The sequence below is a fragment of the Phascolarctobacterium succinatutens genome (assembly GCF_958453765.1).
Taxonomy (GTDB): Bacteria; Bacillota; Negativicutes; order Acidaminococcales; family Acidaminococcaceae; genus Phascolarctobacterium_A; species Phascolarctobacterium_A succinatutens_B.
In genome coordinates this window covers 86,458-101,781 of record NZ_CAUDZA010000002.1, presented here as the reverse complement: position 1 = coordinate 101,781, position 15,324 = coordinate 86,458, and the positions used below count along the sequence as shown (strand labels likewise).

The window sequence follows — 15,324 nt, the reverse complement described above, 5'->3', positions numbered from 1 at the left end:
TTTAAGACTGAGTTTTTATACTACCTGGAAGATATAGAATTTGAGGTAATTTGTTTCCGGCACCTGCCACAGAATCGGATGGTCCGGAGATTGCTGGCGCGCTTCAATCTGACGCAGAGAAACATTGGCGTCATGCGCAGCGTCCTGCAGCATCTTCACGAACAGCTCCTCCTTCATAAAGTGCGAGCAGGAGCAGGTTGCCAGATAACCGCCGCGCGGCAGCAGCTTCATCGCCTTCAGGTTGATTTCCTTGTAGCCGCGAATCGCATTCTTCACCGTGCTGCCGGATTTGGTGAACGCCGGCGGGTCCAGAATAATAAAGTCATATTCACGGTAATGCTTGTTGAACAAATCGCTCAGCAAATCAAAAACATTCGCCTGCAATCCGTGCATAACATCGGAGCAATCGTTAATCGCAGCGTTATGCTCTGCCATCTGCACTGCCTCCGCACTGATATCAACCGCGGTAACGCTGGCAGCGCCGCCCTTGGCAGCATTCAGCGCAAAGGAGCCGGTGTGGGTAAAGCAGTCCAGCACATGCTTGCCCTTGGCAATTTTGGCAATCGCCTGACGGTTATACTTCTGGTCGAGGAAAAAGCCTGTCTTTTGGCCGTTTTCTACATCAACCGTATATTCGATGCCGTTTTCGACAATCTCGGTAGTCACAGCGCCGGGTTCGGGGCACAAATCGGTAGCAAACCAGTGCTTGCCCTCCTCCATGCCCTCCAGCAGGCGTATTCTTACGTCATTGCGCTCATACAGACCACGGATTTCCTGTCCCATCTCGCGCAGAATTTTAATCAGCAGCTCAAACAGCATCTGCTTGCGCATTTCAATGCCCAGGGACAGTGTTTGCGTTACCAGCAAATCATTGTAGCGGTCTACGGTCAGGCCGGGGAACATATCCGCTTCGCCGAAAATCAGACGGCAGCAGTTAAAATCACGCTCGCCCATAACCGTCAGGCGGTAATCCAGCGCATAGCGCAGACGGCGCTCCCAAAAGGCTTCGTCAAACTTATCATTGGTATTGGTGGAAATAATGCGCACACGGATTTTGGAATGGTCGTTCACAAAACCGGTGCCCAAATACTTGCCCTTGGACGTTACTACATCCACCAAGTCACCATTGGCATAATCGCCTTCGATTTTAGTTACCTCTTCCCCGAACACCCAGGGATGACCGCCGCGTGCAGCGCGCTCTCCCTTCGGGGTTACGAAAAATTTTGCATATTTACGCATATTCTACCTCACGATTTTAAGATTAGTTTTTCTTTAAGTATAGCATATTTTGCAGACGGCTGCACAGAAAACCTCCTTGCTCTTTGCCTGCGCTTTTGCGAAAAATAATCATAACAAGTGCTACAGCGGCATTTCAACAGCTAGCGGCGCAACCCTTGAGCAGAACTCATTACATGCATAACAAGCTACAGACGTCGCAGGTCCGTTGGCCTATTATTATAAAAAACAAAAAAAACGGCCGAAGCAATGCACTCCGGCCATTAAATTTGCATTAGTCTGTTTTCTATTATCCTTTCTTTTGGCCTAAACTCCGTTTTCATGCCACCTTTCCAGCTTTTAATATTATATTATAATTCTTCTTTTACCCAAAGGGAGCCGCATTTAATTCTTCTATTTCTGGTTCTGCTCCAAGCAAGTGCTGAAAAACTTTTAAAGATTTCAGCACCTTCTCTGCTGCTATATCTTTCATTATAAACACAATATGCGAATTACGTTCCTCACCGTGCCAGCTTTCCAGATGCTGCGGCGGATGGATGATATGCTGTACACCATTAATAACTACCGGACCATCTTCTCCAACATCAACTATGCCTTTAATACGAAGCATGTTCTCTCCATGAGCATATAAAAGCATACTCATCCAAAGTCCAAAGGCTGTCCAATCCAATGGTTTATAGAACCGGATGGACATAGAGCTCACCTTTTCATTGTGCCTGATTGGCTTTTGGCTAAAATTTCTGATTGTATGGCTGAATTTTGCTTCAGAGAAACAATCCCGGCTTTTAAATACTGTTTCCGGATCTATATTTCCGTTGGCAGCAGTAATAATTTGGCCTGCAGGATTAAGCATCCGGACCTGTGCACACAATACATCGACCGTTTCCTGTTCAACAAGATCCATTTTCGTAATTATAATCTTGTCAGAAGCCACTATCTGTTTAACCGATTCAGGATTCGCACGCAGATGCAGCTCGCCATTGACAGCATCCAAGCAGCTGATTACGAAATCCACAACGAAATGGTGTGTCAGAAGCGGATCCATAAGTATAGAAAAAAGAATTGGTGCCGGATCTGCAAGTCCTGTTGTTTCTATAACAACACGATCCATCTCTATTTCTTTGTTTTCATAAGCTGTAAGCAAATCTTTCAGCTCTTTTACCAAATTCTCTCTCTTATTGCAGCATATACACCCTCCACTCAAAAGCCTGGTTCGTTCTTCTATACGTCGGATGAGCCTGTGATCAAGTCCGGCCTGCCCATATTCGTTGATAATAACCACAGTATTCCGGAATTCCTTATTATGCAATATATTTGCTAAAAGAGTTGTCTTGCCACTTCCCAAAAAACCTGTTACCACCGTAATCGGGCATTTATTGTTAAGCCACATTGCAACTATACCTCCACACCGCTAAACGCATCCAGAAAGGCGTCATCCAAAGGGTCAAGTTTTTTATGCGCCAGTAATTCCGCCTTATTCCACATATCACCAAGGTCGTAAACAATCTGAGTACCACCCTTTTTATCCCGCAAAACAAAGCGGCTTCCATTCCAGTCGCTGATAGATAATCCGTAATACGCCAGTATACGGTTGCTGATTTTCACACGTTTTATCCTTGAACGCATTCTATCACGTTGGCTCTCTCCGGCTATCACAATATGCTTATATTCATTCTCGTGAGTTCGTCTATCCGTCCAATGAACATGCATTATAAGTTCGCCGCACAACACACACATAATAAATACGCCTCCTCAAGTCACACTATCAAAAGATTGAAATTACCGAGGCGGCTTTTTAGCCGTCCCGGTAATCAGCAAAGGATTATTTTAACTCGGCTGAACGTTTGATAAAATCATCGGCGATTTCATCAAATGTACACCAACGAATACCCTCATGGCTATTAATATACTCAATCAGTCGTTCTAATGCCATAATGCACTGAGGTCTGCCGGAAACATCCGGATGAATTGTCATACCGAATACAGCATAATCATACTCTCTGTAACAATAATCGAATGCATCCTGCCACAGCCCGCCATAAATATCACGAGGATTCGCAAAGCCGTAGCTATTGGGGCTCTTCTTAACAAACATCATTGGCGGAAGATCATCTAAATACCAATTTGCCGGTATTTCCACCAGATTTGTTTCGTGACCGCGTACAAGAGGTTTCATCCATTCACTTGCTTCTGCCGAATAATCAATCTTAGTCCAAGAATCGCCTACACGTACATAGTAAGGATGAAGGTCGTTATGCATCAGAGAATGATCATATTTAATTCCATGCTTTACCAACAATTCATTGGTTACATTGGAGAATTCCCACCATGGTGCTACATATCCGGTAGGGCTCTTGCCGGTAAGTTCTGTAATTAATTCAATACTTCTGAGCAGAATATCTTCTTCCTGCTTCGGAGTCATAGCAATAGGGTTTTCGTGAGAATAGCCGTGTGCGCCAATTTCATGACCGGCATCAACAATCATCTTCATCTGCTCCGGAAAAGTCTCGATAGAATGTCCGGGAGCAAACCATGTTGCCGACAGGTCATATTTCTTGAACAACTTCAACAAACGAGGAACACCAACCTCGCCCGCAAACATGCCGCGGGAAATATCATCGGGAGAATCCTCGCCGCCATAGGAACCAAGCCAGCCGGCAACTGCATCGATATCCACTCCAAACGCCACTAGAATTTCTTTCTTTGCCATAAAAATACCTCCTTTAGAATTTTTCCAGGATCAGCTTATTATATAAGTCCCTAAGATAAGGGATAGCCCTGCGTTGTTCTGCAATAGGATCTAAATCAATGACAGCACTGATTACGCATTCTGCATCAGCTGAAGTACCAGCCACTATATCATCATTAGGCGCAACAACTCTGCTTAGCCCGCCAAATACGGCGTCTTCTTCTGTTCCGATACGGTTGCAGGCCAAAACATAAACCCCGTTTTCCAAGGCACGGCTGCGCGAAGCGATATCCCATGCGTAAGAGCGTGCTTTACCAAAAGCTGATGTATAAACAATTATTTCTGCACCGGCCTGCGTCAAAACACGTGCAGGCTCCGGAAAACCAATTTCATAGCATATCTGCAGTCCAATGGTCGCAAAAGGCAGCTTAAAAACAGGCAGAGCAGCTCCTCTGGCAAAGCGTTCCGGTTCTATTCCCCAAAGGTGAATTTTGCGATATTTATCCATATATCCTTCCGGCCCAACTATTATAGCTGTATCATACAGTATTCCGTCTTCTCCCAGTTCAATAATTGCCGCTGCGAAATATACGTGATATTGTTTTGCTAGCTCAGTCAACCATTCAGTCGTCGGTCCCGGTATAACTTCAGCTAATTCCCGATCAAGTGCTGATACCATGTAGCCGGTACTGAATAATTCCGGAAGTATTATAAGTTGTGCTTTCATATCAGCATTTTCAGCAATCATTTTAGTTACTTTAGCAAAATTTGCTGCTTTATCTGCAAGTACGCAATTCATTTGCACTATAGCTATTTTTAATGCTTTCACAATAAACACCCTACTTTCCTGACCACAAGCAGATTTTCTTTTATTTGAATTGCCATAACCTGTTGGGTTTAATACTATTTAATAGTATTATCACTTTTTTCTGCAGAAAGCTTTTTTGCAGAAAAGTCAGACAACAATCCCAGTACTGCTCCGCAAGTTAACCCGACAGCTGCACCTATAGCATCATTTCCTGCGGCATAAAACGCAGCATTACCAATAAAAGTCCCGGGAATAAATTCAAGCAAATTCAGCTTTGCCTGCCAACACATAATTGCAGCAAAAGCTATTGTAAAAAACAAGGATGGTACAGTCGTAAAGGTTGTGGCAGCCCATATGGTATTCACTCCCCAAAAAACACCGCTAAGATTTGAACAAAGCGTAGAAATTATGCCTTTTTTACCGCCACCAGCCGCAAAATAAGTTGCCCAGCCAAGAAATCCCGCAAATCCTACAAATCCGAGTGTTCCCCCCGCATAAACCCAAGCTCCGGCAAGAATCCCCACTGTAATACCAACTGCAAACAAATAGGTCATAGCTTGTCATCTCCTTTAAGCTAATTTTTCCTTGCTAATATATTCTAAATAAATAATAGTCATAAGTATTTTATCTTTTCTAGCTTTTTTGAGTATATCATATATTTCCAAATAATGCAATGATGTTATGTTCTATTATATCATAAACTATTTTTGTTGTTTACTTATTATCTGTTTAATTTTGCTTAATTTACTTTTAAGAGTATATAGCAAGAAATTTATTTCGTTTTCCTTTGTATAAATTTCAATATATAACATTTTTATTTTCTGCCTCATGTAACTATACTCAAGCTCACTTCTATTATCTTCCCTTTAAAAAGCAAAAACGGCCGAAGCAATACGCTCCGGCCATTAAAAACCAGCAACACAAACCCGGTCGACCTACAAAACAGAATCATAGCTCTGCCGTTTTTCCGTTGCAGAAATATTTTTTTACTCAACAAACGGTAAATATCTACTTAAGCAGCTGCGGCAGCAGCAAAAACAACGAAATAAAGCCTATTGCCAAATTACACCAGCCTGCAAGCTTCGTCAGCCAAGGCTTGCCGGTATACCAAGCAAAGACCAGCACAAAAAGCAGTAAATCAATCACAGCAAGATCTATACCCAACGGCCAAATCAAGCCATCCTTAAATGCTCTGACGGTAAAAATTATACAAAGCAGCAATCCGCAGGCAAAAAAATGTGCCATAACTTTTTTGTCGCCGCCATTAAGAAAAAACAAACCAACAAGAATCCAGAACAGCCCAAAAAAGCCGAACACTGTTCCAAGATAAGTGCTGTGACTGCCGGCAGCACTGAACATATACATAAAAACTGATGTAAAAATTTGCGTTGTGCCACCAAAAATAATTGCAATATGAGCCAATGTGCGTGTCAGCTTACTATGATCCGTGTTCTCATCAACACCAACACCAATTTGCTCCAGTCCAAAACACACCACCGTAGCGATGAGGCCAAAAATACCAATGGCTTCAGGGTTAACGGGCATCATAAAAAATCCTCCTTTGTTATGCGTTTTTGTTTGGGCTGTATTTTTTAACAGCTTTTTATCACTGCTGTTTCAATTCTAACATGCTGTTTTATATGTGTCAATCTACACAGTTAATTAAATAATATACTTTATTATCATTATTGTTTAGCTATTATATATTTTTAACAATAATTTATCACGAGTGCTGTATATTTACTGTCTTCTTATGTGCAGTTAAAAGCAATACACCTTTGCACTGTACGCTGCTCTGTATCGGCTATGTCCCCTTATTCTAATATTCCTCGGCTCTTTAGCACAGAGCACAGAAAAAGACTGCCACCGAAATGCGTCGGCATTTCAGCGGCAGCCCTTCAATTCACAAATCAGAACGCTGCTACAACAGCACCTTTGTATTTATCCTCGATGAACTTCTTAACCTCGGGAGAACGCAGAGCATTCATCAGCTTCTGGATTTCCGGACGGTTTTCATCGCCCTTGCGTACAGCTACGATGTTAGCATACGGAGATTCCTTCGGCTCGGTGAACAGAGAATCCTTAACCGGATTCAGCTTAGCTTCCATAGCGAAGTTGGAGTTGATAACGGACAAATCGGTATCATCCATGGAACGCGGCAACAGAGCAGCTTCGATTTCCACAATCTTCAGCTTTTTGTCGTTGCCAACGATATCGCCTACGGTAGCTTTAACGCCAACGCCATCCTTCAGCTTCAGCAGCTTAGCGCTTTGCAGCAGAGCCAGCGCACGGCCGCCGTTGGACGGGTCGTTCGGAATAGCGATTTTAGCGCCTTCGGGGATATCATTCAGAGATTTGATTTTCTTGGAATAAATACCCATCGGCTCGATATGTACCTTGCCTGCGGATACAAGATTCATCTTGCGCTCGGAAACAAAGGTATCCAGATAAGGCTCATGCTGGAAGAAGTTGGCATCCAGCTCCTTATCGTTCAAAGCCAGGTTCGGTTTAACATAATCGCTGAATTCGATAATCTGCAGGTCTACGCCCTCTTTAGCCAGGGTGCCTTTAATCTGGTTGAGGATTTCAGCGTGCGGTACAGCGGTAGCGCCAACCTTCAAGGTTACCTTTTTGTCAGCACCGTTGTCTGCCTTTTTGTCTCCGCCGCCACAGCCTGCAGCAACAACTGCCAGGCTTACTAATGCCAGTAATGCAACTAATAATTTTTTCATCTTTTCTTACTCCCTTTCTTTATTTAACACGTCTTGCAAAACATCCGCCTAAGAAAAAAACTCCTTCTGAGGAAGGAGCCGGTCTTCCTCTCATCTTTCAAGATTACACTTGCAGGATGTAGCACCATAACATTTGTCTGGTTGCCGGGCATCATCGGGCCTGTTCCCTCCGCCACTCTTGATAAGAGCGTGTTATTAAGATGTGAGTAATAATATATTATCCTAGTGTCTTTGTCAACATTAATCGCAAAAAAAATTAAGGGCAGAAAATCCTGCCCTTAATCTGTTAACAATGTTACTCTTTTTTATACTTGGCAATACCAACTTTATAGAAGTCATTACCCTCGCTGTCGATGCAGACGATAGCCGGGAAATCCTTAACCTCGTATCTGCGGATAGCCTCCGGTCCCAGGTCCTCGTAAGCAATCATGGTTTCGCTCTTGATGGATTGGGTGATAACAGCAGCAGCACCGCCTACAGCAACGAAATAAACAGCGCCATGCTTCGCGCAGGCATCAATAACCTCCTGGCTGCGCAGGCCTTTGCCGATCATGCCGCGCATGCCCTGCTCGATCATGGTCGGGGTGTATTTATCCATACGGCCGCTGGTGGTGGGGCCGGCACTGCCGACAACCTCGCCCGGTTTGGCAGGAGTAGGACCAACGTAATAAATAACATTATTGGTCAGGTCCAAAGGCAGCTTTTCGCCGCGCTCCAGCGCTTCATACAAACGCTTGTGAGCAGCGTCGCGTGCAGTGTAGATATAACCGCTGATGCGTACAACGTCGCCTGCATGCAGGTCTTTGACAGTTTCTTCGGTCAGCGGAGCATTAATATATTTGATTACAGCTTCTTCACTCATCTTCAGGCGCCTCCTTTAAATTTCTGCTTCAGCCTTGCGTGCCTGATGGCAATTCAGGTTTACAGCGCAGGGCATACCACCGATATGGGTATGGGTAAATTCAACATTTACAGCCAGAGCGGTAGTGCTGCCGCCCAAGCCGGAAGGACCTACACCGGTCTTGTTTACCAGCTCCAGCAGCTCGTCCTCCAGTGCCGCATAGCGCTCATCCTTATTGTGCTCGCCTACGGTACGGGTCAGCGCGTATTTAGCCAGAATAGCGGCACGCTCCATGTTGCCGCCGATGCCTACGCCGACGGTAATCGGCGGGCAGGGGTTCGGGCCTGCGGCACGCACGGTATCAACAACAAATTTTTTGATGCCTTCAACACCGTCTGCCGGCTTCAGCATCTTCAAAGCGCCCATGTTTTCGCTGCCGCAGCCTTTGGGGCAAACGATAATTTTAACCTTTTCACCGGGAACAATCTTGGTGTGGATGATTGCCGGAGTATTATCACCGGAATTTTTACGATCAAATACCGGGTCGCCTACAGAGGATTTACGCAGATAGCCTTCAGTGTAGCCCTTTGCTACGCCTGCATGAATGGCAGTATACAAATCGCCGTCAACGAAATGTACTTCCTGGCCGATTTCCAGAAATACAACGGTCAGACCGGTATCCTGACACAGAGGAACAGCTTTTTTCTTAGCCAGCTCGAAGTTCTCAATCAAGGTAGCAAGGATTTCCCTGCCCAAAGGAGATTCTTCTTCAACAGCGGCATTTCTGATTTTGTCCATCATCTCCTGCGGGAGATAGTAGCAGGAATCCATGCACAGCTTGGCAATAACATCAGTGACTTCACTAACCTTTATTTCTCTCATGTTTTCATCCTCCTAAGCTCACATTGTCATTGTGAGAATAATATTTGTATACTGCGGCTTAACGGCCGATGCGTTTAGCAGTATTGGCTCTTACAACCTCAGGATCTACAATTTTGCGTGCCAGGCCCTTTTCAATAGCAACCTTAGCTACAGCGGCAGCAACCGCCGGAGCAACACGCGGGTCAAAAGCGTCAGGTACTACATAGTCCTCACGCAGGTCTTTTTCGTCAATCAGGTCGGCAATAGCATAAACAGCAGCAACCTTCATCTCCTCGGTGATAGCGCGTGCGCGTACATCAATAGCACCGCGGAATACGCCCGGAAATACGGTTACGTTGTTAACCTGGTTCGGTCTGTCGCTACGGCCGGTGCCCGCAACTGCAACGCCTGCTTCCTTGGCAGCATCATAGCTGGTTTCCGGAACAGGGTTAGCCAGAGCAAAAACAATAGCCTTATCAGCCATGCTCTGCATAATTTCTTTGGTGAATACGTTCGGAGCGGAAGCACCGATCATAACGTCCGCGCCCTTGGCAACATCAGCAAGAGTACCCTGCTTATGTTCTTTATTGGTTACGGTAGCCAAGTAGCTCTGGATGCGGTCCAGCTTAGCGTCAATGCCTTCATAGAGAGCGCCGAAGCGGTCAACCATGATTACATTTTGTGCGCCCATGTTTACCAGCAGACGGCCGATAGCACTGCCGGCAGCACCACAGCCGTTGACAACGAATTTAGCGGTAGCAATGTCTTTTTTAACAAAGCGCAGTGCGCCCAGTACAGCAGACAGGCAGGCAATAGCGGTACCATGCTGGTCATCGTGGAATACAGGAATATCGCAGATTTCTTTCAGCTTATCTTCGATTTCATAGCATTTGGGAGAAGAAATATCCTCCAGGTTTACGCCTGCATAGTTAGGCTGCAGCAGCTTAACGGTGCGGATGAATTCTTCCGGATCCTTGGTATCGAGGCAAACAGGCACAGCGTCAACATCACCGAAGGTTTTGAACAGTGCAGCCTTGCCTTCCATTACCGGCATAGCAGCTTCGGGACCGATGTCGCCCAAGCCGAGTACACGGGTACCGTCGGTAATAATAGCAACCATGTTGCCACGACAAGTATATTCGAAGGAGAGGTTTTTGTCCTCTTTGATATCCTTGCAAGGTTCAGCTACACCCGGGGTATAGGCAATAGCCAAATCATGACGGGTTGCAATAGGTACCTTGCTTACTACAGCAATTTTGCCGTTATTGTCCATATGTAATTTAAGAGCTTCTTCACGCAGAGTCATTGTCATCTTTTTTCCTCCCAAGATTTCCCGACGTAAGCTGTCTAAAAAATCATTAGCTCCGTCCGATAAATAGTATACACTTATTGTATATTAAACTACCCTGTTTTGCAAGATATTTTCTGTGTAATCTACATCATTTTGAGGAATTGTCAAAAGATTTTTGCTTGCTACGAAAAAATTCAGAACCAGGAATCAGACTTTGAAGAATTCCACCTGCGGCGTCTGCCCCGCCTGCAGTGTAAGCACCGCAAAGCAAGGCTCAGAACCGCCGCGAGGGCGGGACGGACTGCCGGGGTTCACCAGCAGCGTTTCCGCATAATACTCGGCCATCGGCACATGCGTATGCCCGAACACCACGATATCCTGCCCCAGCTGCTTGGCCCAATAGCCCAAATCAGCCTGCACATTTCTTTCTATATATCTGTGTCCGTGCGTCAGCCAGATTTTGTAGCCTTCTATTTCCAGGTACTCGTCAAAACGGCTGCCGTCATCCAATAAATCACAGTTGCCGCGCACACGCACTGTTTTGATGCCTGTCGCATCATGCAGGCGGTTGGCATCGGCCGCATAATCGCCTGTATGCAGCCACAGCTCGATAGGCGGTGTCTGCTGCAGAATGCGGCGAATCGCCTGCGCACTGCCGTGCGTATCACCCGTAATGCCTATTCTCATTTCTTTTTGCTCCAGATAGCCACCAGCTTACGGATTGCCTTACCGCGATGGCTGATTTTGTTTTTCTCCTGCATGGTAGCCTCTGCCATACCCTTGTGCAGCTCGGTGGACCAGAACAGCGTGTCGTAGCCGAAGCCGTTTTCACCTAAAGGCTCATGCAGCAGCATGCCGTCGCAGATACCGTCTACCTCGTTCAGCACCTTGCCGTCGGGTTGTGCTACGCACAGCGCACAGCGGAAGCGGCAGGTACGCTTAACCTGAAACTTCATGTTGTGCAGCAGCAGGTTGTTGTTGTCCTCGTCGCTGGCCTTTTCGCCGGCATAGCGCGCACTGCGCACACCGGGAGCACCGTCCAGTGCCTGCACCTCTAAGCCGGAGTCATCGGCAATACAGGGCTTGCCCAGCTTCTTTGCATAATAGGTAGCCTTTTGGCGGGCATTGGCAGCAAAGGTACGGCCTGTTTCCGCCGGCGCTTCCACTGCGTCAAAATCTGCCAGATATTTAATTTCAATCGGCAAATCCTTCATTAAAGTTTTAAACTCTTCCACCTTGCCCTGATTATGGGTAGCTACAACCAATTCATTAATCATTATTTAACCTCGATTCTCAGCTCGGGACGCATATTTTATTTCTTTACGTCCCGATGCTTATTATAGATTTTCTACTGTACCTGTGGCAATGTCCTGCACCAGCACATACTGCCAGCGGCCGCGCTTCTTTTCTGCCAGCGATGCATCGTAGGCCTTTTGCCGGCAATGCGAACAGATTTCACGAGTCAGGCAGGTAATGAAAGCGCTCTGGTCACCAAAGCGCGTCCCTTCGGCCGCCGTCTGCAGGGTAAAATAACCGCGGCAGGCCTTGCGTTCGCAATAATGCACGCTTTCCACCTGCTCCTCGCGGATACCCTCCTCATCGTAGTAGATATGCTTGCTGCGCTGCCAGATATTACCGCATTTCTTCAGCAATTCCTTGCTCGTGCGCTCACGATTGAAGTACAAATCGCCTACCTCGGCAATAAGCTGGTCTACGCGCTTATTGCAGCGCTCATCCTGCGGTCGCAGTCCGCGCAGATCAGGCTCCACCACCTTGCTGTAATCCATGCCTGCCATCGCCAGAATAATACCGGTGTTGACATAAGGCAAGGCGCTTTCAATCGAATAACCGCCCTCCAGCACCGCAATATCCGCCTGCAGCTTATCCGCCAGACGCGCATAGCCCTGCGCCGTCACCTGCATGGAAGCCAGCGGGTCGCTGAAATGGTTATCCTGCCCGGCGCTGTTGATAATCAGCTCCGGCTGAAAGTCCTCCAGAATATGCGTGATTAAGCCGTCATACAGGCGATGCAGTCCTTCATCACCGGTTCCCGGCAGCAACGGCAGATTGATGTTCGTGCCCCAGGCCGCCGGACTGCCTGCTTCATTAGGAAAGCCTGTGCCCGGATACAAGGTGCGCCCGTCCTGATGGAAGGAGATATACAGCGTATCGGGATCGTGGTAGAACACATCCTGCGAGCCGTCGCCGTGATGCACGTCGGTATCCACAACAGCAATTTTACGGATATTATACCTGCTACGTAAATATTCTACCATTATTGCTTCAATATTAATAGTACAAAAACCACGGATTCCGTGTACTACACGCATAGCGTGGTGTCCCGGCGGACGCACGAGAGCAAAGGCACGCTGTACCTCCCGCTGCATTACGGCATCGGCCGCCACCAGGCAGCCTCCCGCAGAGGTCAGATGCGCCGGCGTAATCAGACGTGCAATCGCCGGCACGCCGACATGCGCACGCTGCAAATCCTCGATTTCAGCCAAGCGCGGGCGATATTCCTTAATCTCCTCGCAATCGAAGAGGCCCTCCTCCTCCAGCTGGTCGCGCGTATATAATAAGCGCTCCTGCCGTTCGGGGTGACCGGGGCTGATCATCCAGTCAAACGCAGGGAAAAATACTAATCCCAAGGTATTCTTTGCCATCAGAAGCTCACCTCCCTGCCGCTAACCTTATAGAGAATTCCCGGCTTCAGCTGCATGCGCAGGCTGTAAATATCGCCGGTTTCGTAATAGCCGTGTACTGTATGAAAATGCTCGTAGCTGATAAGCTCTGTTTCCTGGTCGGGCAGCTGCCACTGCGCCGTCTGCTCCCGCAGCCAGCTTGCGAGCAGCTCCTCTGCCGCCTGCTTGTTGAAGCGTCGCGGCAAAGCTTCGCGTTTTCCGCCCTCAGGAATAATGTAATAGCCGTCGGTCGTGTCCGCTCTGAGTCCTGCGCTCAGCGTCGGCCTTGCTACCGCTGCGCCGATAGCGTTCGCTACCATAGCTCCGGCAGGAATATCCACCGGCAGCGCCATAGCCTCACCCAACGCCCTGATTAAGCCCGGTGCGCCGCCGCCGACGCCAATCAGCTGCTGCGGAATAAATTCCGTGCCCTTGATAACATCGTTAACCGTATATACGGGCTGCTTGGCCCATTCGTCCAGCATTTCCCGAATCGTTGTTTTAATCTGCTCAACGGCAGCAGCCACAATCTTGCATGCTTCCGCCTGCGGTTCGCCGCCCAGAGCGGCAATCGCCGCCTGCGCCCGCTCCTCATCACCGAAATGCACATAGCCCGCCGTAATCAGCGCATCGCTCAGCGTCGCTATGCTGCCGCCGACAGCGGCAGCGGAACCTTCGCGCTCGGGGCCGACAACATAACCGTTTTCCGTCTTATGCAACCTGCTGTCGCCGCCGATGCCAATGCTGCGCATATGAAAGGCGCGCACTGCCGTAGGATAACCGGCAACCGCCGCTCCCTTGCGGGCCATCAGCGGCAGGCCGTTCTCCCAGAATGCAATGTCGGTAGTAGTGCCGCCCACATCCAGCGAGATACTGTTCACTTGGGGAGCACACAGCGCCTCTATGCCCAGTACGGAAGCAGCAGGACCGGTAAACACAGCCTCCACAGGCTGCTGCAAGGCTGCCTCAAGCGGCAGCGTACCGCCGTCCGCCTTCAGAATATGCACCGGAGCGCTGATGCCGCGCTCTGCCAGAGCACGCTCAATGCGCCTGCAGAAGCGGGTGAAAAGCTCATAAACCTGCGCGGAAAAATAGGCCGAATTGCAGCGGCGCACAAAGTTCAGCTCACCGCTCAGCTCGCTGCCCAAGAACACCTTGCTGTAGCCGCATTTTTTCAGCTCATGCTCCGCCTGATATTCCAGCTGCGGGTTACGCACGGAAAACTTGCCGCTCACCGCGCACACACCGCTGCCCTTGCGCCGCATCAACTCCTGATGCCTGCTCCATTCGATATTAGCCGTAATCTTGCCGCGATGGTCCACATAACCGGACAAGTAATACGGCGTCACCGGCAGATGTCCCTTGACGTTCATGCCCGGTCCGGCGATAATTGCCAAAAACGCCGGTGGCAGGCTGCCCTCGGTCAAAGCGTTGGTCACAATAGTGCTGGATATTACCACACGCTCCAGCTTCTGCGCCATTCCCGGCTGCAGCACCGCATCCAGCGCCGCCAGCACACACTGCAGCACATCATCATGCGTCGTCGCGCGCTTGGCCTGCGCCACTACCTCGCCCTGCCGCAGCACCACGGCATCCGTAAAGGTTCCGCCTACATCAATACCTAACAGCATTGCTTCATCCCTCCTTCGTTTAAACCAGAGTGTCAATGCGTATTCTTTTAATCTATACTATATTTACTTTTAACAAGCTAATAACGGACAGTCTATATTAATTATATTATATCATGTTGCCAAACTCCGTGCGAAGAAAATTCCTTGCTATAATTATATGCCAACACCCCCGCAAGCGTTTGCGGGCAGAAAAAAAGACGTAAGCTCCGTTGCTTACGCCTTGTAATTATTATTGGCATCCGGGTGGGGTAATCCTGCAGACATTTTATATTTCTGATAATGTCCTGCAGCTGCGATTGCCGGATGTAAATTGCTGCCGCTTAAATTTAGCTAAGCTCTCAAAAGAGCATCATAGTAAACCAGGCTGGCAGCACCGCATAAAGATAAAACGACAGTACTCAAAATAATAAGATACTTTTTCTGCATTTTAATTCTCCTCTACACACAAAACCCATCTCTGTGTGTGAGGCTATTATAAAATAGGTACCGCCGATAGTCAAGTTAAATGTTATAACGATTTGTTATATTTAATATTCCTGCCCGGCCTATATCAA

The 15,324-nt window shown here is 47.8% G+C and carries 15 protein-coding genes and 1 riboswitch; all 15 genes read right to left on the bottom strand.

The features are described from left to right. Window positions 1-15: 15 nt before the first annotated feature. Window positions 16-1,239 carry a class I SAM-dependent rRNA methyltransferase gene (locus tag Q7Q81_RS01940; protein ID WP_304273284.1) on the bottom strand — a complete coding sequence of 408 codons (1,224 nt, stop codon included), beginning with the start codon at window positions 1,237-1,239 and terminating at the stop codon, window positions 16-18. A gap of 361 nt (window positions 1,240-1,600) precedes the next feature. After that, window positions 1,601-2,626, bottom strand: a complete 1,026-nt coding sequence (locus Q7Q81_RS01935; RefSeq protein WP_304273282.1) for a CobW family GTP-binding protein — start codon at window positions 2,624-2,626, stop codon at window positions 1,601-1,603. Window positions 2,627-2,631: 5 nt separating this feature from the next. Beyond that, window positions 2,632-2,973 (bottom strand): hypothetical protein, encoded by a 342-nt coding sequence (locus Q7Q81_RS01930; RefSeq protein ID WP_368500294.1) that lies wholly within the window; start codon window positions 2,971-2,973, stop codon window positions 2,632-2,634. An 85-nt stretch (window positions 2,974-3,058) separates the two neighbouring features. Further along, a complete protein-coding gene (locus Q7Q81_RS01925; protein ID WP_368502098.1) occupies window positions 3,059-3,946 on the bottom strand; it encodes a polysaccharide deacetylase in 888 nt (295 codons plus the stop codon). A 13-nt stretch (window positions 3,947-3,959) separates the two neighbouring features. Beyond that, window positions 3,960-4,754 (bottom strand): carbon-nitrogen hydrolase family protein, encoded by a 795-nt coding sequence (locus tag Q7Q81_RS01920; RefSeq protein ID WP_304273274.1) that lies wholly within the window; start codon window positions 4,752-4,754, stop codon window positions 3,960-3,962. Between the two features lie 74 nt (window positions 4,755-4,828). Further along, the gene (locus Q7Q81_RS01915) at window positions 4,829-5,287 is read right to left on the bottom strand and encodes a DUF1097 domain-containing protein (RefSeq protein ID WP_304273271.1); all 459 of its coding nucleotides are present in this window, start codon (window positions 5,285-5,287) and stop codon (window positions 4,829-4,831) included. Window positions 5,288-5,741: 454 nt separating this feature from the next. Next, complete coding sequence (locus Q7Q81_RS01910) at window positions 5,742-6,281, bottom strand: hypothetical protein (RefSeq protein ID WP_304273269.1); 540 nt, start codon at window positions 6,279-6,281, stop codon at window positions 5,742-5,744. A gap of 362 nt (window positions 6,282-6,643) precedes the next feature. After that, on the bottom strand, window positions 6,644-7,465 hold the full coding sequence (locus Q7Q81_RS01905) for a MetQ/NlpA family ABC transporter substrate-binding protein (protein WP_276865251.1): 822 nt from the start codon (window positions 7,463-7,465) through the stop codon (window positions 6,644-6,646). Window positions 7,466-7,552: 87 nt separating this feature from the next. Beyond that, window positions 7,553-7,653: riboswitch (SAM riboswitch) on the bottom strand. A 107-nt stretch (window positions 7,654-7,760) separates the two neighbouring features. After that, window positions 7,761-8,327, bottom strand: a complete 567-nt coding sequence (locus tag Q7Q81_RS01900) for a Fe-S-containing hydro-lyase (protein ID WP_021720586.1) — start codon at window positions 8,325-8,327, stop codon at window positions 7,761-7,763. Window positions 8,328-8,342: 15 nt separating this feature from the next. After that, window positions 8,343-9,188: a fumarate hydratase gene (locus Q7Q81_RS01895; RefSeq protein ID WP_009145044.1), complete on the bottom strand. Its 846-nt coding sequence runs from the start codon at window positions 9,186-9,188 to the stop codon at window positions 8,343-8,345. A gap of 58 nt (window positions 9,189-9,246) precedes the next feature. Then, entirely contained in the window at window positions 9,247-10,473 is a 1,227-nt protein-coding gene (locus tag Q7Q81_RS01890) for an NADP-dependent malic enzyme (protein ID WP_368502100.1), read from the bottom strand. Window positions 10,474-10,665: 192 nt separating this feature from the next. Next, entirely contained in the window at window positions 10,666-11,145 is a 480-nt protein-coding gene (locus tag Q7Q81_RS01885; protein ID WP_293389408.1) for a metallophosphoesterase, read from the bottom strand. After that, complete coding sequence (locus Q7Q81_RS01880) at window positions 11,142-11,735, bottom strand: XTP/dITP diphosphatase (RefSeq protein ID WP_304273263.1); 594 nt, start codon at window positions 11,733-11,735, stop codon at window positions 11,142-11,144. Before Q7Q81_RS01880 ends, Q7Q81_RS01885 begins: the two co-directional genes overlap by 4 nt. 60 nt (window positions 11,736-11,795) lie before the next feature. Further along, a complete protein-coding gene (locus Q7Q81_RS01875; protein ID WP_304273261.1) occupies window positions 11,796-13,121 on the bottom strand; it encodes a histone deacetylase family protein in 1,326 nt (441 codons plus the stop codon). After that, window positions 13,121-14,770 carry a hydantoinase/oxoprolinase family protein gene (locus Q7Q81_RS01870; protein ID WP_304273259.1) on the bottom strand — a complete coding sequence of 550 codons (1,650 nt, stop codon included), beginning with the start codon at window positions 14,768-14,770 and terminating at the stop codon, window positions 13,121-13,123. Before Q7Q81_RS01870 ends, Q7Q81_RS01875 begins: the two co-directional genes overlap by 1 nt. Window positions 14,771-15,324 lie beyond the last annotated feature (554 nt).

What these genes read in the sequence shown, in the direction of transcription:
- Q7Q81_RS01925 (WP_368502098.1), bottom strand. Translation starts at nt 3,946, where the DNA reads ATGGCAAAGAAAGAAATTCTAGTGGCGTTTGGAGTGGATATCGATGCA.
- Q7Q81_RS01885 (WP_293389408.1), bottom strand. Translation starts at nt 11,145, where the DNA reads ATGAGAATAGGCATTACGGGTGATACGCACGGCAGTGCGCAGGCGATT.
- Q7Q81_RS01870 (WP_304273259.1), bottom strand. Translation starts at nt 14,770, where the DNA reads ATGCTGTTAGGTATTGATGTAGGCGGAACCTTTACGGATGCCGTGGTG.
- Q7Q81_RS01935 (WP_304273282.1), bottom strand. Translation starts at nt 2,626, where the DNA reads ATGTGGCTTAACAATAAATGCCCGATTACGGTGGTAACAGGTTTTTTG.
- Q7Q81_RS01880 (WP_304273263.1), bottom strand. Translation starts at nt 11,735, where the DNA reads ATGATTAATGAATTGGTTGTAGCTACCCATAATCAGGGCAAGGTGGAA.
- Q7Q81_RS01875 (WP_304273261.1), bottom strand. Translation starts at nt 13,121, where the DNA reads ATGGCAAAGAATACCTTGGGATTAGTATTTTTCCCTGCGTTTGACTGG.
- Q7Q81_RS01915 (WP_304273271.1), bottom strand. Translation starts at nt 5,287, where the DNA reads ATGACCTATTTGTTTGCAGTTGGTATTACAGTGGGGATTCTTGCCGGA.
- Q7Q81_RS01930 (WP_368500294.1), bottom strand. Translation starts at nt 2,973, where the DNA reads ATGTGTGTGTTGTGCGGCGAACTTATAATGCATGTTCATTGGACGGAT.
- Q7Q81_RS01910 (WP_304273269.1), bottom strand. Translation starts at nt 6,281, where the DNA reads ATGATGCCCGTTAACCCTGAAGCCATTGGTATTTTTGGCCTCATCGCT.
- Q7Q81_RS01895 (WP_009145044.1), bottom strand. Translation starts at nt 9,188, where the DNA reads ATGAGAGAAATAAAGGTTAGTGAAGTCACTGATGTTATTGCCAAGCTG.
- Q7Q81_RS01940 (WP_304273284.1), bottom strand. Translation starts at nt 1,239, where the DNA reads ATGCGTAAATATGCAAAATTTTTCGTAACCCCGAAGGGAGAGCGCGCT.
- Q7Q81_RS01905 (WP_276865251.1), bottom strand. Translation starts at nt 7,465, where the DNA reads ATGAAAAAATTATTAGTTGCATTACTGGCATTAGTAAGCCTGGCAGTT.
- Q7Q81_RS01890 (WP_368502100.1), bottom strand. Translation starts at nt 10,473, where the DNA reads ATGACTCTGCGTGAAGAAGCTCTTAAATTACATATGGACAATAACGGC.
- Q7Q81_RS01900 (WP_021720586.1), bottom strand. Translation starts at nt 8,327, where the DNA reads ATGAGTGAAGAAGCTGTAATCAAATATATTAATGCTCCGCTGACCGAA.